Raw genomic sequence first — 20,368 nt, 5'->3', positions numbered from 1 at the left:
GAGGCGGCGCTAGTCCGGCTTGGCCAGCACCATCGTCCCCGGGCCCTGCGCGGCACCGGGGCCGGGGACGACCGTGATCGTCTCCGCGTCGGCGGGGCCGCCGCAGTGCGGGCACGTCACCCGGGGCGTGAACCGCTCGCCGCAGGAGTGGACCAGCACGGCCGGCGGCCCGCCGGGCGGCGTGGACCACCGGTCGCCCCAGGCCATCAGCGTGATCAGCGCGGGCACGATGTCGCGCCCCGCCTCGGTCAGGTGGTACTCGTGGCGGACCGGCCGCTCCTGATAGACCACCTTCTCCACCACCCCCGCCGCCTGCAGGCGGTCCAGCCGCTGGGTGAGCAGGTTCCGCGAGATCCCGAGGTCCTCGCTCAGCTCGTCGAAGCGGCGCAGCCCGAGGAACAGGTCCCGCAGGATCAGCGGCGTCCACGGCTCGGCCACCACGCCGACGGCCTGGGCGATCGAGCAGTGCATCTCCCCGAACCTGTTCATGCCCCCAGCATAGTCAGTTGCTAAAGTGAACCCTCTACAGTTCACTTTCAGGACTCACTGGAGGTCCGATGAACGCCACCACCCAGCGCTACCGCAAAGCCGGTGAGGCCAAGGACATCGACATGCTGATGTCCACGCTCGCCCCTGCGGTGGTCTTCCGCTCCCCGCTCAGCGCCAGAGCCGGCTTCGCCGGGCACGCCCAGGTCCGGCAGCTCTTCACCGTCGCCCTGGGCGCCCTTCGGGACCTCCGCTATCACACCGACGTCGGCGACGACCGCACCCGCATGCTCGCCGCCACCGCCCGGCTCGGCCGTCACGAGCTGGAGGAGGCCGCCCTGGTCCGCCTCGGCGACGACGGCCTGATCGAGGAGGTCACCCTGTGGATCCGGCCGTTGCCCGCGCTCACCGCGATGATGGCCGCGCTGGGGCCCGGCCTGGCCAGGGCCGCGGGCAGACCGGCGCTGGCCGCGTTCGTCGGCGCCTCGGTGAGGCCGCTGGCCTTCATGACCGACTTCGGCGACCGCACCATGGTCCCCCTCGTCACCCCGAAGGGTGACTGACCTGCGGGCGGCCTGTGGCGCTGATCACTGCGGCTGTGTGGATTTGTGCACAGTTGATCTCCGGACTCCTCCGTAGCGTTCAGGTCGTCGCCGGGGGGACCGGCGGCACCGACCAACGGAGGAACCCGATGCGCAAGACCCTCACGATCGCCGCCCTGGCCGGCTCGATGGCCCTGACCGGCCTCGCCCTCACCCCCGCCGCCCAGGCCGCCACGCACCCGGCCACGCAGTCCACCGCCTCCGCCGCGACCACCGTCGCGCACTGGGGCAAGTTCTTCTCCAGCGACCGCAAGGCCTACACCTTCGGCAAGACCTGGAAGTCGCACGGCAAGGTCTACACGAAGTGGCACGGCGTGGACAAGATCGGCGGCAAGAAGGGCTGGGTGTGGTTCGAGGTCTACCGGAACGGCGAGTGGCACAAGTTCAACAAGTCCTGGGACGGCAAGACCACCGGCACCTGGAGCGGCCACGGGATCAAGAAGGTGTACACCTACACCTGCTGGGCCGGCAAGTTCGACAACTGCGGCAAGAAGTACCGCATCTACTGAGTCACCGCACCCGCTGAACCCGCCGAGCGCACCTACGGCGCTTCTCCGCCCGGCTCCCGCCCGTCGCGGGGCCGGGCGCGGGGCTCGGCGAGAACCGCCGCGAGTTTGCGGGGCAGCGGCGCACTCTGCAGTTCCTCAAGCGGGACGGGCAGGGCCAGGCACCAGTTGGGACGCTGATCGTCGGCGCCGGGGATGTTGGGACGCTCGGGCTCGGCCAGGGCGTCGTCCAGCGTGGCCGACAACAGCACCGAGGGGGCCCGGGCCATCAGCTGGTGGGCGGCGAGCACCGCCTCCTCGCCGCCGGCCCCGGCGTCGAGGCCGCCGCCGCGGGCCAGCCTGCGGCGCACCGCCCCGGAGCTCTCCTCGTTCGGCTCGAGCCCGAGGCGGCGCTGGGCCTCCAGGTCGCTGCCGTCCCACAGTCCGGCGACCGTCGGCAGGTCGTGGGTGGTGACCGCGGCCATCGCGTGCTCCGGCCAGGTGGCCGGGTCGTCCTGCTCGAACCAGAGCAGCCGGTAGGACAGCACGCCGTACTCGGCCAGCGTCTCGCGGACACCCGGCTCCACCGTCCCGAGGTCCTCCCCGATCACCAGGGCCCCGGCGCGGTGGCTCTCCAGGGCCACGATGTCGAGCAGGTCGGCCGCGGGGTAACGGACGTAGGCGCCCTGACCGGCGCCCGCGCCGGAGGGGACCCACCACAGGCGGAACAGTCCCATGACGTGGTCGATGCGCAGGCCCCCGGCCGCCGCGACGGTGGCCCGGATGCTGTCGGCGAAGGGCCGGTATCCGGCCCGGCGCAGCTTCCATGGCACGAACGGCGGCAGGCCCCAGTCCTGGCCCTCGGTGTTGAACTCGTCGGCGGGTGCGCCGACGCTGACCCCCTGGGCCAGGAGGTCCTGCCAGGACCAGGCGTCGGCTCCGCCGGGGTCGACGCCCACCGGCAGATCCTGGATGAGCGTGACGCCGGAGGCGTTCTCGGTCAGCTGCCGTTCGGTGAGCCACTGCAGCCAGGCGTGGAAGCGGACCCGGTCCGCGTGCTCGCGGGCGAAGCGGCCCACCGCGGGACCGGCCGGGTGACGATACTCCTGCGGCCAGATCCGCCAGTTCCCGCCGTACTGCTCGGCCAGCGTGCACCAGGTAGCGAACTCCCGCAGGCCGTCGCCCTGCCGCGCCCGCCACTGATCGAACTCGGGGCCGGGCGGCGCGCACCGCCAGATCGCCTCCAGCGCGGCCAGCTTCAGCCGCCATACGGCGTCGCGATCGATGTGCCGCCGCCGGTTGAGCTCCCGTCCCCGGGCAGCCGCCTCCTGGAGGTCGGCGCCCGCCCGGCCGGCGCCGGGCACCTCCTCCACCCGCAGGTAGACGGGGTTGCGGAAGCGGCGGCTGGCCGGGAAGTAGGGGCTGGCCTGGATCGGTGCGACCGGCGCCGTGGCGTGCAACGGGTTGACGAGCAGGAATCCCGCCCGGCACTCGTCGGCCGCCCAGCGGGCCAGGCGTCCCAGGTCGGCCAGGTCGCCGATGCCCCAGCTGTCACGCGAGCGCGTGGCGTACAGCTGCGCGGCCCAGCCCCAGGCTCTCCGTCCGGGCAGGTGGCACCGGCCGGGGCCGACGATGAGCCGGTGCGCGGTCTCCTCACCGCCTCTGCGCAGGATGTGGTAGCCGAAGGGCAGGTCGGGCGGGAGGACGTCGCCGATCCGCAGTTCGGCGCCGTCCTCCAGGACGAGTTCGGCCGGGCCGACGCGATCACCGCGCCGCCGTACCAGCGTCTGCGGATCGTCCCGGCCGTCACCGTCCTGCGGCGGGGTGCCGATCACCTCGCGCAACGCCGCCACGGTGTCCGGTGACACCCGGTGGCGACGGCCCTCGACGTCGTCGTAGTACTCCTCGATCCCCCAGGCGTCGGCCACCGTCCACTCCTTCGCGATCCCCCGGCGCCCGGCGTGCGGCCGCCCCCCGTCTCCCCGGCATCCGTGCCCGCGGCGAGCCGTCCCGTGCCGCCGCTCCACCTTCCCTACCCACCGCACCGGCGCCACACTGCGGACCGCGGGCGGCGTTCACCGGCTTCACCTGCGTGGACACCGCCCACGGTCACTCGTACGGCCCGCGGCTCAGAACGGCCACGCCGCGTCGCGGCCGGCCTCCAGCAGCGGGATCAGCCGGAAGGCGGCGTCGGAGAAGCCGCCGAACTCGTGCCTGTCGCCCGACCCGGTCGGCATCGCCGCGTGCCGGTAACCCTGCAGGTTGAAGCCGTACATCGGGATGCGCGCGGGAACGGCGCCGGTGACGCCGCCCGCGTGGTGGCCGCTCATGGTCTGCATGTCCGACAGGATGACGACCCGGTCGTGCCCGGCGTAGGTACGGCGGACCGAGTCGGCGATCTGCGTGCCGTGCCCGACCTCGCCGACCCGCGCGCAGAACCGGTCCATCTCCTTCAGCACCGAGGCGCCCCTGCGAACGTCGTGGCGGAAGACCCCGTCGGCGAAGCCGTACAGGTCGACCCGCTCACCGCGGGCCGCCAGGGCGACGCCGAACAGCGCGGCGGCCTGGACCGGCGTGACCGTGGAGCGCGCGGAGACCGCCCCGGAGGTCATGGACCCCGAGGTGTCGACCAGGACGAGCGTGCGGCCCCCGAAGGAGGGCACGTTCGCGGTCGCCGTCGTCAGCGCCCTGTCCAGGGCGTGGCCCCAGCGCAGGGACGGCGCGTTGCGGTAGGCCGAGTAGAACCGGAACGGCAGCTGCCGGGACCGGGCCACCTCGCCGGGGTCGGTGAGCTTGGCGACGATCCGCTCGGCGATCTCGTCGGGCACACCGGACTCGTCGAAGTTGCGCAGGTTGCGCAGCAGCGACATGTAGCCCATGGACGGGATCACCGACTGCCAGGCCTGGGCGTCCATCGACCCCTGCAGCCAGCCGGCGAGCGCCTCCCACGTCATGCCCGCCGAACGCAGCCGGGCCGGGTCGGCGGCCACGACCGCGCGCCGCTCGGCGACCGGTACGGCCAGCAGCTCGGCCCGCGCGCGGAGCATGCGCAGGCTGTCCGGGATGGGATTGTCCCGCTTGTGCCGCCGGTCGAGGGCGTGGGCGAACAGGTCTCCCTGCCACAGGCGCTTGTCGGCGTCCGGGGACGGGTGGACGAGGTCGATGACGTCGCCGAACCGGTAACCCCTGCTGTCGGTGTCGTACTTGAGCAGGCCGCGCTCGGTGTACAGGCGGGCCACGGCGTCGGCGACGCCCCGCTTGACGGGCTTGGGGATCGCGCGGCCGTAGCGGGAGGTCCAGTACGCCAGGGCCTCGCCGGGCTCGTCGGCACGCTGCAGGACGCTGTCGACCAGCTGCCGGTTCATGCCCTGCTCGCCGGCGGCCAGACGGGCCCTGACGGCCTCCAGCGCGGCGACGATCGGCGCGCTGCGCATGTTGGCGACGTTGCGCAGCCACGGCAGGAAACGGGCCAGCCACTCGCCGTCGGTGACGGCGACCCGGTGGACGAGGGAGCGGAAGCGCTCGTCGCGGTTCTGGGCCTTCTCGTAGAAGGTGTCCTCGCCCACCATGTTGCTGACGGCGAGCAGGAACAGCTCGCCGCGCGCGTCGCGGACGTAGCCGGGCGCGCCCTCGTAGGTGCGGCCGGAAGGCGCGCGCCCGGTCGTCACCGGGCTGGAGACCGCCGGGCGGGTGGTGGAGGTGTTGAACTTCGACATGGAATGAGGCCCCTCTCTATGTGACGAGAGGGGCCTCATTCCAAAAGAGCACGCCCGAGATCGAGTCGGCGACGGGCACATAAGCGCTCTGCCAACTGAGCTACACCCCGCGATGACGCGGAATGACAGGACTCGAACCTGCGACCACTCGATCTCCAATCGAAGTAACCGTTGCCTGCGCACCGGGCGTGCTCTGAAGTAGTCCCCTCCCGAGATCGAGTCGGCGACGGTGACATAAGCGTCCTGGGCCACTAGACGACGCCCACATGCGTGGGCGGCGGGATTCGAACCCGCGTCTCTCCTTTGAGAGAGGAAGTAACCGTTGCCTGCGCACCGGGAAGGTGCATATTCGTTTGTGGGCTCCAGAGGACGGACACGGCGCCGGGACGGATTCTCTTGGAAAGAAGGAACCGGAGCCTTCGCACCTGAAGTGGTTCCCACCGTAGCGATCCGCCCGCCGGACCACATCTGAATATTCGGCCCGCCGCCGCCTTCGAGGCGGGCAGTAGCCTTGGCTGGTGTTCTCGCCTCAAGGCCCGTCGCTGCGGGAGCTGGTGATCCAGGCGCTGTCCTCGGTCGAGCACGGCTACGACCTGCTCGCCCCGAAGTTCGAGCACACGCCGTTCCGCACCCCCGACGACGTTCTCGACGCGACCGCCGGCGCCCTGCGCCCGCTCGGGCCGTTCGGGCGGGGACTGGACGTGTGCTGTGGCACCGGCGCGGGCATGCGGGTCCTCGGACCCCTGTGCCGGGGACGGGTCACGGGCGTCGACTTCAGCGCGGGCATGCTGGAGCAGGCGCGCCGGGCGCACCCGGAGGCCCGATGGGTGCGGGCCGACGTTCGAGCCCTGCCCTTCACCGGGTCCTTCGACCTCGCGGTCAGTTTCGGAGCGCTCGGGCACTTCCTGCCCGCCGAACGGCCGGCGTTGTTCGCCGGGGTCCGTCGCGCCCTACGGCCCGGCGGGCTGTTCGCCTTCCCGATCGGTGCGCCGCCGCCCGTCACGTCGCCCGGCTACTGGACGCTGCTCGGCTTCGACCTGGCCATGCGGGTACGCAACGCCCTGTGGCGTCCTGCCTTCGTCATGTACTACGGCACCTGCCGGCTGAGCGCGGTCCACGACGACCTGACAGCGGCCGGATTCGCCGTGACGACGGTTCCGCTGACGGCCCTGGGCCGGCGCGAGGACGGCGGCCCGCGTTGCCGGCTCGTCCTCGCGCGCAGGACGTGAGCCCGGCCTGAACCGCCGGTCACCGCGTTCCGAGGCGGGAAGCGGGGTCCGCGCCCCGGCTCAGACGGCCATCCGGCCGCCGTCGACGACGATGGTGGCGCCGTGCACGAACGTCGCGCCCGGGCCCGCGAGATAGACGGCGGCCTCGGCGATCTCCTCCGGCGCGGCCGGCCGGCCCGCGGGGAACGTGCTGGTGAACTCGTCCAGCCCGGCGCCCAGAGGCGCGGTCCCGGGGGTACGGGTCGGGCCGGGCGCGATCGCGTTGACGTTGACGCCGGTCGGCCCGAACTCGGCCGCCCACGCCTTGGTCAGCAGTTCCAGGGCGGCCTTGGAGGCGCCGTACAGCGCCATGGTCGGAGTGCCGAGATGGGCCGCGATCGAGCTGACGTTGATGACCCGCCCGTGACCGCGCGCGGCCATGAGGGGCGCGAGGGCGGCGGTCAGGAAGAACGGCGCCCGCACGTTGAGACTCATGGTGGCCTCGAACGTCTCCTCGTCGGTCTGCGCGGTGCCGCCCATCGGATAGACCCCGGCGTTGTTGACGAGCACGTCGATCGAGCCGTGTGCCTTGGCCTCCTCCAGGAGCGCGGCGACCCCGTCCGGCGCGCCGAGATCGGCGATGACCGGCGAGGCGGTGCCGCCGGCGGCGGTGATGCCTGCGACGACCTCGGCGGCGCGCGCCGGGTCGCGCCCGGAGACGAGCACATGGACGCCTTCGCGCCCGAACGCCTCGGCGATGGCGCGGCCGATGCCGGAGGTCGCTCCGGTGACGAGAGCGCGAGAACCGGTGAGTCGCATGGGGACCTCGTTCCACGACAAGAATTGGACTGATCGGTCCACTCTAAACACAACTGGACCGATCAGTCCAATCCGGTGGTACGGTGGTGGCGTGCCGGAGGAACCGAAGACCGAACGCGGGCGGCGCACCCGGGAACGCATCGTGACGAGCGCGGCCAGGCTGATCGAACGCCAGGGCGTCGAGGCCACCGGCCTCGACCAGGTGCTGGCCGAGGCCGGGGCCAGCAAGAGCCAGCTCTACCACTACTTCGCCGACAAGCAGGCGCTCGTCCGCGCGGTCATCGCCTGGCAGACCGCCTCGATCGTCGACGGCGTGGCGGAGCAACTGGCGCGGATCGACTCCTGGACGGGCCTGGACGCCTGGTTCGACACGCTCGTGGCCTACCAGCGGAGCATGGACTGCCACATCGGATGCCCGATCGGATCACTCGCCGCCGAACTCGCCGACACCGACGAGACGGCACGGCAGGACCTCGCCCTGTCGTTCGGCACCTGGGCCGGGCAGCTGCGCACGATGCTGGACCGGCTCCGGGAGCGCGGCCTGCTCGGTCCGGACACCGACACCGAGCAGTCGGCCTACGCCGTACTCGCCACGATCCAGGGAGGCCTGCTGCTGGCCAAGACGACCCGCGATCCGGAGCGGCTGCGGGTCGCCCTCACCGCGGCCGGCGGTTACCTGCGCTCCCTGGCGCCGGCCCCCGGACGCTGAGCGGTCAGACGGCGCGTTCGCCGGCGGGCCGGCGGCGCAGGCGCACGTGCTGAACGGCGGGCCCCACCACGGCGCCGATGCGGGCCCGCCGCACCCCTGAGCCCGGACGAGACTCCCGAATCCGAACGAGACTCCCGAACCCGCATGAGCCCGGCCGCACCCCCTCCGCGAGGATCGATCCATGAATGATCTGCCCGAGGCGTTCTACCTGCCCACCCCCGACGGCGGGTACGAGCCCACCCCCGCCACCCAGAGCCCGTGGGACGCCGACGCCCAGCACGGCGGCCCGCCCACCGCCCTGCTGGCCCACCTCCTGGACGCCTCCGCCGGACCGGGGATGCGCCTGGCCCGCATCAGCGTGGACTTCCTGGGCCCCATCCCGCGCCGCCCCGCCCGCGTCGAGGTCGCCGAACTGCGGCCGGGCCGCCGCATCCGCCTCGCCCAGGCCCACCTGATCGTCGACGGGCGGGCGGCCGTGACCGCCCACGCCTGGCACATCGCCACCGGCCCCACCCCGCCGGCCGGCAGCCGGCCGCTCCTGCCCCCGCCCCTGGCCGCCGCCCCGGCCGGGCACGTCCTTCCCGGCCTGTCCGACTGGGGGTACGGCCAGGCCGTCGAATGGCGCTTCAGCCACCGCGACTCAGGCACCGCCCAGGTCTGGACCCGCGTCCGCATCCCCCTCATCGCCGGACAGTCCCTCACCGCCCTGGCCCGCACCCTCGTCGTCGCCGACTCCGCCAACGGCCTGTCCCTGGCCCTCCCGCCCGAGCAGTGGCTGTCCATCCCGCCCACCATGACCACCACCCTGCTGCGCCCGCCCACCGGCGAGTGGGTCCACATGGACTGCGACACCCACCTGTCCGACGACGGCCTCGGCCTGGCCCGCGCCACCCTCCTCGACCCCGACGGCTACGTGGGAGAGGTCACCCAGCCCCTCCTCGTCCGCCGGCGCTGAACCGCCGGCCGGCGGGCGGCCTGCTGTAGCGTCGGGCCGGTGAGGTTCGCGACCTTCAACGTGCTGCACGGCCGGCCGGTCAGGGGCGGACGGCCGCTGCCCTTCCCCGCGGCGGCCGGAGAGCCGCTCGCCGAGGCCGTCGCGGCGACGGACGCCGACGTCCTGGCGTTGCAGGAGGTCGACCGTTTCCAGGAGCGGTCCGGGCGGATCGACCAGGCGGCGCTCGCCGCCCGGAGGCTCGGCGCGTGCGACTGGCGCTACGCCTCGGCCCTGCACGGCCGCTCCGTGCCGGATCTGGGCTGGGTGCTCGACCCTGGCGAGCCGGGATTGCGGGTGTACGGGCCGCACGACGCCGAGACCCGCACCGGCGGCCCCTCGCACGGGATCGCCCTGCTCAGCCGGGTCCCGGTACGCACCTGGCGGGCACGGCGGCTGCCCGCGGCTCCCGTGCGCCTGCCGCTGCGGGTGGCCGGGCGGCCGGGGCTCACCCTGGTGCCCGACCAGCCGCGCGCCGTACTGGCCGCGGTCCTGGAGGGCCGGCGCCGCCCCTTCACCGTGGTGGCGGCGCACCTGTCGTTCGTCCCCGGCTGGAACGCGGGCCAGCTGACCGCGATCCGCCGCTGGATCGCCGATCTGCCCGCACCCCACGTCCTGCTGGGCGACCTCAACCTGGTGGGCCCCCTGCCCCGGATGGTGCTCACCACGGCCACCGGCCTGGACGACCTGACCGGCAGGAGGCGGCCGGGGGCCCACCGCTGGCGCGCCCTGGCCCGCACGCCGACCTATCCCGCGCACCGCCCCCGGGTGCAGTTCGACCACGTGCTGGCGACCGGCCTCTCCCCCGGCGCGGTACGCGGGACGGGCACGCCACCCACGCCCGTCTCCGACCACCGGCCGCTCGTCGTCGACCTGGCGCTGTGACCCCTTCCACGCGCTCTCACTGCGGGCCAGGCAAGCGGGACAGTAGTTCGTTCCACGAACTGTTAGCCTGGGCCGGTGAGCAAGCATGGTGACGGTCAGATCGGGACGGTGGCCGCCCTGGTGCGGTCCACGTTCCTGGTGAACGCCGTGTACGCGGACTCCGCCCGCGAGTACGGCCTCACCCAGCAGCAGGGCCAGCTGTTGTGCGTGCTGATGGCGCAGCCGTACGGCATGGGCGAACTGGGCGCGGTGCTCGGCCTGGCCAAGTCGAGCCTGACCGGCCTGGTGGACCGCAGCGAACGCAACGGCCTGGTCCGGCGCGATCCCGACCCCGGGGACTCCCGGGCGGTGCGGGTGTCGCTGACCGGGCACGGCGCCAGGCTCGCCGACGAGTTCTACACCGAGACCTGCCGCCGGATCGAGGAGCTGACCTCGGGGTTCGCGCCCGCCGAGCGCGACACGCTCGCCGCCCTGCTCGGCCGCGTCGTGACGGACAACAAGGTGCCCGCCGTCTTCCTGGAGCCGGACGCCGCGCGCTGAGCCCCGGAGAGAGGTTGAAGTTCGCACTACGAACCAATATGGTTCGTAGTGCGAACTACTGCTCTTCTCCGTATGCGGAAAGGCACACACCTTGGCCACTCCTGACGTCGTCTTCGGTTTCGGCGCGCATTCCGGCATCGACGACATACCCCAGCTGTTGCGCATGGTCCGGCAGGCCGACCGGGACGGGCTCGACCTCTTCTCGCTGTCGGACCACCCCTACCTCGGCGCGAGACTGGACGCCTATGCCGCGCTCGGCTTCATCCTGGGAGGTACGCGACGCATCGCCGGCTTCGCCAACGTCACCAACCTGCCGACCCGGCCCGCCCCCCTGCTCGCCCGGACCGTGACGTCGCTGTCGGCGCTGTCCGGCGGCCGCGTCGTGCTGGGTATGGGCGCGGGCGGGCTGTGGGACCGCATCGCCGACATGGGCGTGCCCCGGCAGACGCCCGGCGAGGCCGTGGACGCCTTCGAGGAGGCGATCGTCCTGGTCAGGAAGCTGTCGGGCGGCGGCCCGCCGGTCACCCACCGGGGCCGCCACTATCAGGTGAACCGGATCGAGCCGGCCCCCGTGGCCGCGCCCGAGGTGTGGACGGGATCGAACGGGCCCAAGTCCCTGGCCGCCACCGGCCGCGTCGCCGACGGCTGGATCCCCGGCCACGCGGCCGACTGGCTCAGCGAGCGCTACCGGTGGTCGCGGCCGATCATCGACGAGGCGGCGGCGTCCACCGGCCGCGACCCGGGCGAGATCCGCACGGTCTTCAACTTCCCCGGGCGCATCACCGAACGCCCGCTGCCCGCCACCCGCGACCGCGAGGGGCGCTGGATCGGCGGCTCCGTCGGCCAGTGGACCGAGGAGCTGACCGGTGCCGTACTGGAGCACGGCGCGTCGGGCTTCATGCTCTTCTCCGCCGACCACGGGGCCGCCGACCTCACCGTCCTGGCCCGCTGGGCCCAGGAGATCGTCCCGGCCGTCCGCGAGGCGATCGCGAAATAGCGGTGCCGCAACAGTGGCTTGCGCGAGGTGCCCGGCGCGGATAGACCGTGCGTTGTACGCACCGCCGGCCGTGCACGGCCGGCGGTCGCGGCGAGCGACGCACCAGGGGGTTCGCCATGGCGCCTTCCCCGGCCCGCGTGCCGGTCCGGCAGGTCGGCTTCGAGTCCCGCGACCTGACTGAGGTGCAGGATCTCATCGGCCGCCGCTACGTCGCGGTCCGGCCGCACCTGCTCGACGACGGGCGCGGCTTCGTGTTCCGCCCGGCCTCGGCGTCGGCCGGCGAGCTGAGCGTCGACTCCCTGACCTTCTGGACCCGGATGGAGTTCGACACCGATCCGTTCGTCCGCGTCACGGTGATGTCCCTGTTCGACGGCCGCTACGCCGTCGGCGCCATCGGCCGGGACCTGCGCCGCGTCGCCCGCGGCGAGTCGGTGCTGTTCGCCCCCGGCTCGCAGATCACCGCCGTGATCGACCGGATCACGTACCACCTGCTGCAGTTCCCGGCCGCCGCGCTGACCCCGGTCGCCGACCGGCTCGGCGTCGGGTCCGCGGACCTGCGGTTCGACGCGACGGCCCCGGTGTCACAGGCGATGAACCGGTACTGGCGGGCCACCGCCGCCTATCTGAGCCGCAGCTTCACCGGCCCGGATCCCGCGATCGCCCACCCGCTGATCCTGGCCGGCGTGGTCGAGGCCGCGGCGGCGGCCGTACTGGCGGTGTTCCCCAACACCACGATGACCCTGGACTACGTCGCGGGCCCGGGCCGGGCGGCCCCGGCCGCGGTACGGCGCGCGGTGGCCTACATCGACGCGCACGCCGATGAGCCGATCACCGTGACCGACGTCGCCGCCGCCGCGGGCATCGGGGTACGCGGCCTGCAGGCGGCCTTCGCCCGGCACCGCGACATCACCCCGAGCGGCTATCTGCGCCGGGTGCGCCTGGAACGGGCCCATCGGGAACTGCAGGCCGGCGACCGACCTCGGCGACCGGGCGATCAGGCGACCTGCCGCCGGGGCTCCTGATCGAGCAGGGCGTCGATCTGCGCGGCGCCGACCGGTGGTGAGAACAGGTATCCCTGGGCCAGCAGGCAGCCCAGCTGCTGCAGCAGGACCGCCTGCTCCTGGGTCTCGACGCCTTCGATGACGGTCTTCAGCCCGAGCCCGGCCGACAGCTCCGTGATGGCCTTGGTGAAGACGCGCATCCGCTCGTAGTCGGGGTGCTGCGGGGCGGGCGTGAACGACTTGTCGATCTTGAGGATGTCCACCGGGAGGGTGCGCAGGTACGACAGCGACGAGTATCCGGTGCCGAAGTCGTCCAGGGCGATGCGCACGCCGTGCTCGCGCAGGCCGGTCAAAGCGGCGATGATGCGGGCGGTCTCGGCCGGGGTGGTGGCCAGCAGCATGCTCTCGGTGATCTCCAGCACCAGTGCCCGCTCGGGCAGGTCGTGGCGGGCCAGGATGTCCAGCACCTTCTCGGCGAAGTCGGGCTCGCGCAGCTGGCGGCCCGAGACGTTGACGGTCACCGCGATGCCGTGGCTCTCATGCCAGCGCCGGGCGTCGGCGCAGGCCTGCTCCAGCACCCAGGTGCCGATGGCGACGATCTGACCGCTGTCCTCGGCGATGGGGATGAACACATCCGGCGGCACCGGCCGCGAGCCGGTCGGGGTCCAGCGCACCAGGGCCTCGACCTTGCAGATCTCGCCCGAGTCGAGGTCCACCACCGGCTGGTAGACCAGGGTGAGCTCGCGCTGGGTCACGGCCTGGCGCAGGCCCAGGGTGAGCCGGGTGCGCTCCAGGCGATCCTTGCGCAGGTCGGGGTGGAAGAGCACCAGCTGGTCCTTGCCCGCGTGCTTGGCCGCGTACAGCGCCAGGTCCGCGTCGCGCAGCGCCTCGGTCGGGCTTTCCACCGGCACACCGGCCAGCACGCCGACGCTGGCGCTCAGGTGCATCTCGTGGCCCGCCAGACGGTAGGGGGCCCGCAGCACGGTCAGGATACGCCGGGCGGTGGTGAGCGCCTCCTCGACCGCGGCGCCGGGCAGCACCAGGGCGAACTCGTCGCCGCCCAGACGCGCCAGCGTCCGCTGGTTGACGTTGAGGGCCCGCAGGCGGGTTGCGACCTGGACGAGCAGCCCGTCGCCGATCGGGTGGCCGAAGCTGTCGTTGACGTCCTTGAAGCCGTCCAGATCCAGCAGCAGCAACGCCGGCGGGGGCGCGCCGGGAGCGGTGTCGGTGATGGCCTGCTGCAAGGCCTCGCCCAGCAGGCTGCGGTTGGCCAGGCCGGTCAGGGGGTCCTGGGAGGCGGTCCGGGTCAGGCTGCGCTGGTGCTCCTCGGCCAGGCGCGCCACGACGCTCAGCCGCGCCACCAGCAGCACCGCCAGCAGCACGGTCAGCCCGATCAGCGCGAAGGCGTCATGGGGCTGGACCACGGTGTCCAGATCAAGAGTCATCTGGCCGATGACGCACACCAGCGGGCTGAACAGCGCCATGAACAGGAACAGCGTCACCCGGACCCGGCTGGCCGCCACGGGGTCCTGCAGGCGCGCCCCGGTGGCCAGGGACGGGTGCAGGGCGGCGGCGGCGATCAGCACCGACCAGGCCATCCATCCGATCACGGACAACGTGCCGGCGGGGTGGCCGGCCGCCTTGTTCATCAGGTGGGCGCCGTCGGCCAGGAACATGGCGCCGTAGGCGCCGCTGAGCAGCACCAGCCACGGGGCGCGGCCGTTGTCCAGGGCCAGGCGCATCACCAGCCCGATGAAGAACAGGTCGATGACCGGCAGGGCGAGCGTGAACATCAGATCGGCGCCCGTGTGGGTGCTGCGGTCGATGGCCGGCTCGATCACGAAGGTCCACATCGGCATGGCCGTACCGACGGTGATGAGACCGGCGTCCAGCAACGCCGCCCCGCGACCGGCCGAACTGCGCAGGCTGAACATGATCAGCGCGACCAGCGACAGGCCGTAGGCGGCGAGCTTGGCGACGTTGTGGACGGCCAGCGACACCTCGCTGTGCAGCCCGACCCAGCCCACGCCCCAGGCCAGAGCGGTCGACAGCCAGATGATCACCACGCCCAGGCGCATCAGCCGCCAGGGCCACAGGCCGCTCAGACCGTGACGGCCGGTCATGGTCACGACGGCCAGCGCGGCCATCCCCTGCACCACCGCCCAGGCCGACACCTCCAGCACCGGCGACATGCGCATCAGCAGCGGCATGACGGCGACCACCACGGCACCGGCCAGCAGGCAAAGCATCCAGGCATCACGGGCGAGCCGACGGCGTGAGCCTGCCGGCACAAGCGCCGCCGACTCCCATCGGCTCATCATGCTCTTTTCCTTTCCTGCCGCGTCGAGACGGTATGCCCCCTATCGGCCTCCCGCCACCGCTCCTGAGCGCTCTAGCCGGGAAAGCTTGACATCGACGGGCAGGACGGGCCGCCACGACGCCGGGTCCGCAGTGCACCGCCAGCACCCCGGCGAGGCCGGGACCGCCCCAGTGGTCTCGGCACGCCGCCGGGTCGGACATATCGATGACGAACGGTTCCGCGACGGCTCGGACGATCGAATACGCGCCCAGGACGAATCCGAGAATCTTAACGATCTTCCATATGTCCTTCTCCTGATATTCATGATCCGTCCGCGGGCTTGAACGGCTCCAGCGGACGGGCGCCGAGCACCCATCCGGAGGTGACCCGCGCGAGGCACGCCTGCACCCCGCTGAGCTCCTCCCGGCCGATCGACCAGTCCATCTCCGGCGATCCCCCGCCCATGATGATCGACTCCGTGAAGTCGTTCCAGCGCCCGTACGAGCTGAGCAGGACGGCGTCGTCCGGCACGTCCAGGTCGAGCACCGCATAGCGGGCGTACTCTTCGGGAGTCTGCGGGCACAGGAGCAGCTCCGCCGTCAGCGCCACGGCGTTGTCGCGGGTGTCCGGCCCGGTCCAGGCCCAGACCGGAGGCCGGCCTCCGCAGTCGAGGCCGCGCCGCGCCATCTCCGCCACCATCACCTCGTAGCAGGCCCGGTAGTTCCGGATCATGATCCGGTCCCAGTCCCCCACCAGCTCGCCGGTATCCTCCAGCGCCTCGAGCACCGCTCGATGCTGAACCGTCCACAAACGCATCGGGCGATTGTGCCAGCGCGGGGACGTGACGATCCACGCGATTATCCGGAGGGCGGCGGTGCCGTACGGGAAGAGACGTCTATCGGTCTCCGGCCGTCTTCACAGGCAGGCCCGACCGCTCCCGGAGCGAGGCGAGCGCGTCCGGCGTCACCGCTCCGACGTGCACCGTCGAGGTGACGTAGGAGTAACTGGCCAGGATCCGGGCCGGCCGGTCGATAAAACTCAGCCAGTCGCCGCCCCGGCAGGCCTCCCGTGAGCCGACGTAGCCGATCAGCGACTCGACGGTCTCCAGCTGCCCTTTCCGCAGCCGGCAGGTGGCCTGGTACGGCAGCGACCTCACGGTCTGCACGCAGGCGACGTTGATCAGGAAAGCCGACAACCTGCGGAACGCGCTGTGCCACTTCTGCCCGGGCTCGGCCCGGCCGTGGACACGGGGGTCGGACCAGTCCACGTCGTCCGGGCGTATGCTCCACTGCGCACTCCACCGGTTCTCCCCGCAGAAGACGAGCCACCCGTCATCTGCCGTCAGGTGCCCGGGAGCGTGCATCCGGAAGGTGTGCTCGTGCCCGCCGGCGCCCATCAGCTCCGCGTGCCGCCCGGCCGCCGTGTAGTAGTCGCGCAGGGCCTGCGGCAGGCCGGTCCCGAGGCGCTCCTCGGCCGTCGCGATCTCGGCGGCGGTGCACCCGTTCTCCGGCGTCCACCCGCCGTACGCGGTCGTCATGACGTCCCGGAGCAGTTCCCCGATCACGCTGTGCCCCGCCCTCCGATCCGTCGTTGGAGACGGGCTGCGCTCCGTCGATGGCGATCATAGGCGACCGGCGGGGCGGTCAGCGGTGGTGACTGCGTCGGCGTGCGCCGGCCTCCGCGCTCCGGGGCCCGCCCCGGGTGTGCGGAGGAAGGGGTCGAGCAGGCCCGGTACGGCTCGCGCCGCCAGGTCGAGGCCCTCCCCGGGGTCCACGTCCAGTACGTCGTAGTGGCCGTCGCCGGCCGCCGTGGTCGCCGAGACCGTGATGAGGCCGAGTCTCCGCTGGAAGTACGACTCGGTGACGGTCCAGCCCACGACGCCGCCGCGGTCGAGGGCGACGGTGCGCCGTACGATCGCGCCCGCGCGGGTCACCAGGTGCCGCTCGCCCAGCGCGTGGCCGAGTCCCCGGGCGGCGTCCGCCGCCAGCCACAGCGTGACCGGCAGGGCGAGCACCGGCACCGCCCACGACCAGGTCCAGGGGGCCGGCAACGACCACGACCGGGCCGCCGCCGCGGCCACCGCCGCCAGGACCGCGGTGGAGACGACCGTCGCGCGCAGCCGCCTGGTCCTGGCGGCCCGGGGATGAGGGCGCAGGCCCGGGCGCCCGGGAGAGCCCAGGCCCGGGAACGCCGTTCCGGCGACCTGCTCCGCCACCCGTCCGGCCGTCGCCCGCGGCATCGGAGGAGTGAGCATGGCGACCTCGTCGGCCTCGTTCTCCTCCTTCTTCCGCAGTCCTGCGGCCACCGCCTTGACCCGTGCGCCGCCGCCCAGCCGCAGCAGGAGGGGCTCGACGAGCTCCACCCCCCGCAGGCGGCGCTCCTCCAGCGTCAGCGAGCGGGCGGTGAGCAGGCCCCTGCTCAACCGCAACCTGCCGGGTTCGCGTTCCAGCCGGTAGCGCCCCCAGGCGGTGGCGAACGTCACCACCGCGCCGGCCAGCCCGACCAGGACGTTGAGCGCCAGGAGCAGCGGGATCACCGGCCACGGGCGGGTGGTGACCCAGTCCCACAGCTGCGCGGCGGCGCCCGACTCGAACAGGTCGAAGCCGAGTGCGTCCAGCGGCTTGTAGGCGATGCCGAGGATCAGCGCGCCGCCCGCGACGGTCCACACGGTCAGCGGCGCGAGCCTGAGCCACGACCAGTCCAACTCGGCGAGCGGGGCGTCCCGGGACGGGTCGTCGCCGTGCTCCTGCCCGGCCTGCCGCAGCAGCAGGATGCCGCGCAGTTCCTCGGCGTCCCGCCGCGACAGCGGATCGAGGGTCAGCATCGAGCGCTCACCGGAGGTGTGCTCAGCCGTGCCGATCTTGACGACGGCCAGGCCCAGCGCACGCCGTACGGGATCGGAGGTGAGATCGACGCTGCGGACCCTGTCGCGGGGCACGGAACGGTGCTCGCGGAAGACGATGCCCGAGCGCAGCTCCAGCCGCTCGCCGGTGAGCCGCCAGGCCGTGGTGCGCAGCCGTAGCAGGTCGAACACCAGCACCCCCGCCAGGACGAGCGCCGCCGCTCCCGCGATCGCTCCGGCGCGGGCCGGGACCGTCCAGTCCCGGGGCAGGACCCTGATCAGGACGACCACGACGGGGACCACGATCGCCGTCGACATCGCCGCCGAGGCGGCCAGGCTCCGCCGGTGCAGGGGCCGCCAGGCCGTCACGTGGCATCACCCGGTGTGGCCTGGGTCATCGCGGTCAGCCGCTCCGCCAGCTCGGCGGCCAGCTCGTGGTCCAGTGCCTCGATCTTGATCGCCCCCGCCGCCGAGGCGGTGGTGACCCTCACGTCGGCCAGTCCGAACAGCCGCTTCACCGGCCCCCGCTCGGTGTCGACCGTCTGGATGCGCGACATCGGGGCCACCCGCCAGACGTGGGTGAACCAGCCCGTGCGGGTGTAGACCGCCTCGTCGGTCACCTCCCACCGGTTCAGCCGGTGATGGGCATGCGGGGTGACGACGGCCAGAGTCAGGAGCAGTACGGCGAAGCCTCCGGTCAGGACGCCGAGCCAGACCGGACGGGAGGTGAAGATCCAGTAGGCGGCGACGGCCCCGGCCACCACGGGCACGGTCAGGAACAACAACTCGATGGTCCACACCGGCACCGCTCTGCGGTCCATCTGATTGCGCGGCGGGCGCAACAGCGCCCCCGCGCCCCGCACCCCCGGCCCGTCCCGGCGGGCGCCGTCGGCGTCCGTAACCGTTCTCATGGGACCAGCCTGGTGGCGGCCGGGCCCGCGCCGCTTCGTGCGGAGGTCGACGGCGGCACCTACTTTGGTCGCCGTCGACCTCGACCGTCGTCGTGCGAGACGGCCGCGCACCGGCGTCGAGGCCGACGCCGGTCCGGTTCTCTCCGGAGGCCGGAGCGGCTACGCCTTCGGCAGGCCGACCGCGTTGGCCGCGTCGGCTTCGAAGTACTCCGTCGCGGCGAAGGGGCCGGCGTGCTTCTCGAAGAAGGTTCTGACGCTGTCGACCGAGTCGTGGACGATGACGTTCACCGCTCTGGTCCCGTCGGCGCTGGCCACCGCCAGCGTCCATCTGGCGCCCTTCGGCAGTTGTCCGTACGCCGCCTTCAGCGCGTCCCAGAACCTGCCGGCGTCGGAAATCGCGGAAACCGTCATGACGTGCATTCCTGTGTTCTCCTCGTTCGCTCTCGGATTCACTCGGCAGTTGGTGTGGAGGTACTGCGCGACTCCGTGCCGGAAGTCGTAGACGGCGACGGTCTGGGGGTCTTCGATCGGGCTTGCCGGAGGCATCAGGAAGTGCGTCTCGCTGATCGGGAGCAGTTCGTAGGTGACGCGTTCCGGCTTACCGGCGAGTTCGGCCTCCATGGGGTTCACCGTGAAGGTGAGGCGGAGTTGCCCGTCCTCGGCCGACACGGTGTACCGGGAGCCCGGCCGCTCGTAGACGCCTTCGTACCTTGACGGGTCGAGGGACGGGGCCGGGCCGGGTTCCGGCAGGTCCGGGACCGCGGGCGCGCCGAGGCCGGGCAGGATCTCGTTGAACACCTTCCTGTAGAAGGTGTCCCGCGGCCCGGCGTTGGCCAGCAGCACGAGGGCGAGGCCCGAATCCGGCAGGATCCGCAGGCGCGCGCTCTGGCCGACGGTGCTGCCGTCGTGCGCGTAGACGGTCTCGCCGTGCCAGTCGCACACGATGAGACCGAGGGCCCACTCCGGCCCGAACGCATACGGATCGGGTACGGGGACGCGTGATTCCGTCATCTCGCGAACGGCCTCGGCCGAGACGATCCTGGTGCCGTCCGGCGCCCTGCCTCCGTCGAGGAAGACGTGCGCCATCGTGAGCACGTCCCGCGCCGTCGAACTGATGTTGCCGCCGGGTCCGAAGGACCGCGGCAGATGGGTCAGCGGTGAGATGACGGGCCCCTCGTCGAGGGAGCGGACCAGGTGCCCCGTCGCGGCGCGGCGCGGGTCGACCTGGGCGTGCCAGGTGCTCGTACCGGTCAGTCCCAGCGGATCGAAGAGGCGATCCCGCATGATGTCGTCCCACCGTTTGCCGTCGACCACCTCCATGACGCGGGCGAGTACGGCATAGCCCAGGGCGGCGCTGTACCCGTGGGTGTGACCCAGGGGGTGCACCTGGGGCGCCTGGGCGACGTTGGCGACCATGCGTTCGCACACGTCCTCGCCCTGGCCGGGATCGCCGTAGGCCTCCTCGATGCCGTTCGTGTGGTTGAGGAGATGGCGGGGTGTGACCTTGGCGCTGACGCCGGGGTCGGCGACCCGGAAACCGGGGAGAAAGGTCCGCACCGGCTCGTCCAGGCCGGCTTTGCCTTCGTCGACGAGTTGCATGAAGGCCAGGGCGGTCCAGGTCTTGGTCATGGAGCCGCACTGGTAGACGGTGTCGGCCGTCGCGGGCTCGCGCGTCACCGCGTTCTTGACGCCGACGGCGAAGTCGACGATCTCCCCGTCGTGGAGGATTCCGACCGCGGCGCCCGGGATCCGGTATTCGGCGAGGAGTTCGGAGACCCGCGCCTTTGTTCGCGTTACATCCAGCATCGACGTGTCCTTTCCGGGGAATGAAAGGCTACGTTGCGTTTTAAGTAACGTCAATCAAAATTGAATGGATA

The 20,368-nt window shown here is 72.4% G+C and carries 19 protein-coding genes and 2 tRNA genes; 9 read left to right on the top strand and 12 right to left on the bottom strand.

The window, feature by feature from the left end; all coding sequences use genetic code 11:
- Positions 1-9: 9 nt before the first annotated feature.
- Positions 10-489: a winged helix-turn-helix transcriptional regulator gene (locus tag Psi01_RS33235; RefSeq protein WP_204068098.1), complete on the bottom strand. Its 480-nt coding sequence runs from the start codon at positions 487-489 to the stop codon at positions 10-12.
- A 68-nt stretch (positions 490-557) separates the two neighbouring features.
- Here Psi01_RS33235 and Psi01_RS33230 point away from each other — a divergent pair, with 68 nt between their 5' ends.
- Positions 558-1,049: a nuclear transport factor 2-like protein gene (locus Psi01_RS33230; RefSeq protein WP_204068097.1), complete on the top strand. Its 492-nt coding sequence runs from the start codon at positions 558-560 to the stop codon at positions 1,047-1,049.
- A gap of 128 nt (positions 1,050-1,177) precedes the next feature.
- A complete protein-coding gene (locus Psi01_RS33225) occupies positions 1,178-1,597 on the top strand; it encodes a hypothetical protein (RefSeq protein WP_204068096.1) in 420 nt (139 codons plus the stop codon).
- Between the two features lie 32 nt (positions 1,598-1,629).
- Here Psi01_RS33225 and malQ read toward each other — a convergent pair whose 3' ends face one another.
- The 4 genes from malQ to Psi01_RS33205 all read right to left on the bottom strand — a co-directional run bounded on the left by malQ (position 1,630) and on the right by Psi01_RS33205 (position 5,623).
- Positions 1,630-3,501 (bottom strand): 4-alpha-glucanotransferase, encoded by a 1,872-nt coding sequence (malQ, locus tag Psi01_RS33220; protein WP_204068095.1) that lies wholly within the window; start codon positions 3,499-3,501, stop codon positions 1,630-1,632.
- 201 nt (positions 3,502-3,702) lie between these two features.
- Positions 3,703-5,289, bottom strand: coding sequence for a TROVE domain-containing protein (locus tag Psi01_RS33215; RefSeq protein WP_204068094.1), 1,587 nt, complete (start codon positions 5,287-5,289; stop codon positions 3,703-3,705).
- 116 nt (positions 5,290-5,405) lie between these two features.
- Positions 5,406-5,470, bottom strand: a tRNA-Ser gene (locus Psi01_RS33210).
- Positions 5,471-5,560: 90 nt separating this feature from the next.
- Positions 5,561-5,623 (bottom strand) — tRNA-Ser (locus Psi01_RS33205).
- Positions 5,624-5,807: 184 nt separating this feature from the next.
- On the opposite strand from Psi01_RS33205, the gene Psi01_RS33200 reads away from it, so the two are divergent.
- A complete protein-coding gene (locus tag Psi01_RS33200) occupies positions 5,808-6,518 on the top strand; it encodes a class I SAM-dependent methyltransferase (RefSeq protein WP_204068093.1) in 711 nt (236 codons plus the stop codon).
- 60 nt (positions 6,519-6,578) lie between these two features.
- Here the strand turns inward: Psi01_RS33200 and Psi01_RS33195 are convergent, their stop codons facing one another.
- Positions 6,579-7,316: an SDR family NAD(P)-dependent oxidoreductase gene (locus Psi01_RS33195; protein WP_204068092.1), complete on the bottom strand. Its 738-nt coding sequence runs from the start codon at positions 7,314-7,316 to the stop codon at positions 6,579-6,581.
- Between the two features lie 91 nt (positions 7,317-7,407).
- On the opposite strand from Psi01_RS33195, the gene Psi01_RS33190 reads away from it, so the two are divergent.
- The 6 genes from Psi01_RS33190 (at position 7,408) to Psi01_RS33165 (ending at position 12,460) form a co-directional block, all read left to right on the top strand.
- Positions 7,408-8,025 (top strand): TetR/AcrR family transcriptional regulator, encoded by a 618-nt coding sequence (locus Psi01_RS33190; RefSeq protein ID WP_204068091.1) that lies wholly within the window; start codon positions 7,408-7,410, stop codon positions 8,023-8,025.
- A gap of 181 nt (positions 8,026-8,206) precedes the next feature.
- The gene (locus Psi01_RS33185; RefSeq protein ID WP_204068090.1) at positions 8,207-8,980 is read left to right on the top strand and encodes a thioesterase family protein; all 774 of its coding nucleotides are present in this window, start codon (positions 8,207-8,209) and stop codon (positions 8,978-8,980) included.
- A 39-nt stretch (positions 8,981-9,019) separates the two neighbouring features.
- A complete protein-coding gene (locus Psi01_RS33180; protein ID WP_204068089.1) occupies positions 9,020-9,901 on the top strand; it encodes an endonuclease/exonuclease/phosphatase family protein in 882 nt (293 codons plus the stop codon).
- A gap of 75 nt (positions 9,902-9,976) precedes the next feature.
- Positions 9,977-10,441, top strand: coding sequence for a MarR family winged helix-turn-helix transcriptional regulator (locus Psi01_RS33175; protein WP_204068088.1), 465 nt, complete (start codon positions 9,977-9,979; stop codon positions 10,439-10,441).
- A gap of 91 nt (positions 10,442-10,532) precedes the next feature.
- Positions 10,533-11,438 carry an LLM class flavin-dependent oxidoreductase gene (locus Psi01_RS33170; protein WP_204068087.1) on the top strand — a complete coding sequence of 302 codons (906 nt, stop codon included), beginning with the start codon at positions 10,533-10,535 and terminating at the stop codon, positions 11,436-11,438.
- A 116-nt stretch (positions 11,439-11,554) separates the two neighbouring features.
- Positions 11,555-12,460 carry an AraC-like ligand-binding domain-containing protein gene (locus tag Psi01_RS33165; RefSeq protein ID WP_204068086.1) on the top strand — a complete coding sequence of 302 codons (906 nt, stop codon included), beginning with the start codon at positions 11,555-11,557 and terminating at the stop codon, positions 12,458-12,460.
- Here Psi01_RS33165 and Psi01_RS33160 read toward each other — a convergent pair.
- From Psi01_RS33160 to Psi01_RS33135, 6 genes are all read right to left on the bottom strand, one after another.
- The gene (locus Psi01_RS33160) at positions 12,433-14,688 is read right to left on the bottom strand and encodes a putative bifunctional diguanylate cyclase/phosphodiesterase (protein ID WP_204068085.1); all 2,256 of its coding nucleotides are present in this window, start codon (positions 14,686-14,688) and stop codon (positions 12,433-12,435) included. The two genes, Psi01_RS33165 and Psi01_RS33160, sit on opposite strands and share 28 nt — an antisense overlap.
- 371 nt (positions 14,689-15,059) lie before the next feature.
- A complete protein-coding gene (locus tag Psi01_RS33155) occupies positions 15,060-15,554 on the bottom strand; it encodes a DUF3841 domain-containing protein (protein WP_204068084.1) in 495 nt (164 codons plus the stop codon).
- 79 nt (positions 15,555-15,633) lie between these two features.
- On the bottom strand, positions 15,634-16,302 hold the full coding sequence (locus Psi01_RS33150; RefSeq protein WP_204068083.1) for an SMI1/KNR4 family protein: 669 nt from the start codon (positions 16,300-16,302) through the stop codon (positions 15,634-15,636).
- Between the two features lie 57 nt (positions 16,303-16,359).
- Positions 16,360-17,949 carry a PH domain-containing protein gene (locus tag Psi01_RS33145; RefSeq protein WP_204068082.1) on the bottom strand — a complete coding sequence of 530 codons (1,590 nt, stop codon included), beginning with the start codon at positions 17,947-17,949 and terminating at the stop codon, positions 16,360-16,362.
- On the bottom strand, positions 17,946-18,401 hold the full coding sequence (locus tag Psi01_RS33140) for a PH domain-containing protein (RefSeq protein ID WP_239128213.1): 456 nt from the start codon (positions 18,399-18,401) through the stop codon (positions 17,946-17,948). The genes Psi01_RS33145 and Psi01_RS33140 overlap by 4 nt, the downstream gene beginning before the upstream one ends.
- A gap of 249 nt (positions 18,402-18,650) precedes the next feature.
- A complete protein-coding gene (locus tag Psi01_RS33135; RefSeq protein ID WP_204068080.1) occupies positions 18,651-20,297 on the bottom strand; it encodes a serine hydrolase in 1,647 nt (548 codons plus the stop codon).
- Positions 20,298-20,368: the final 71 nt, after the last annotated feature.

Origin of the sequence: Paraplanobispora siamensis, from assembly GCF_016863175.1 — a bacterium.
GTDB classification, from domain to species: domain Bacteria; phylum Actinomycetota; class Actinomycetes; order Streptosporangiales; family Streptosporangiaceae; genus Planobispora; species Planobispora siamensis.
This window is presented reverse-complemented; position numbering and strand designations above follow the sequence as displayed.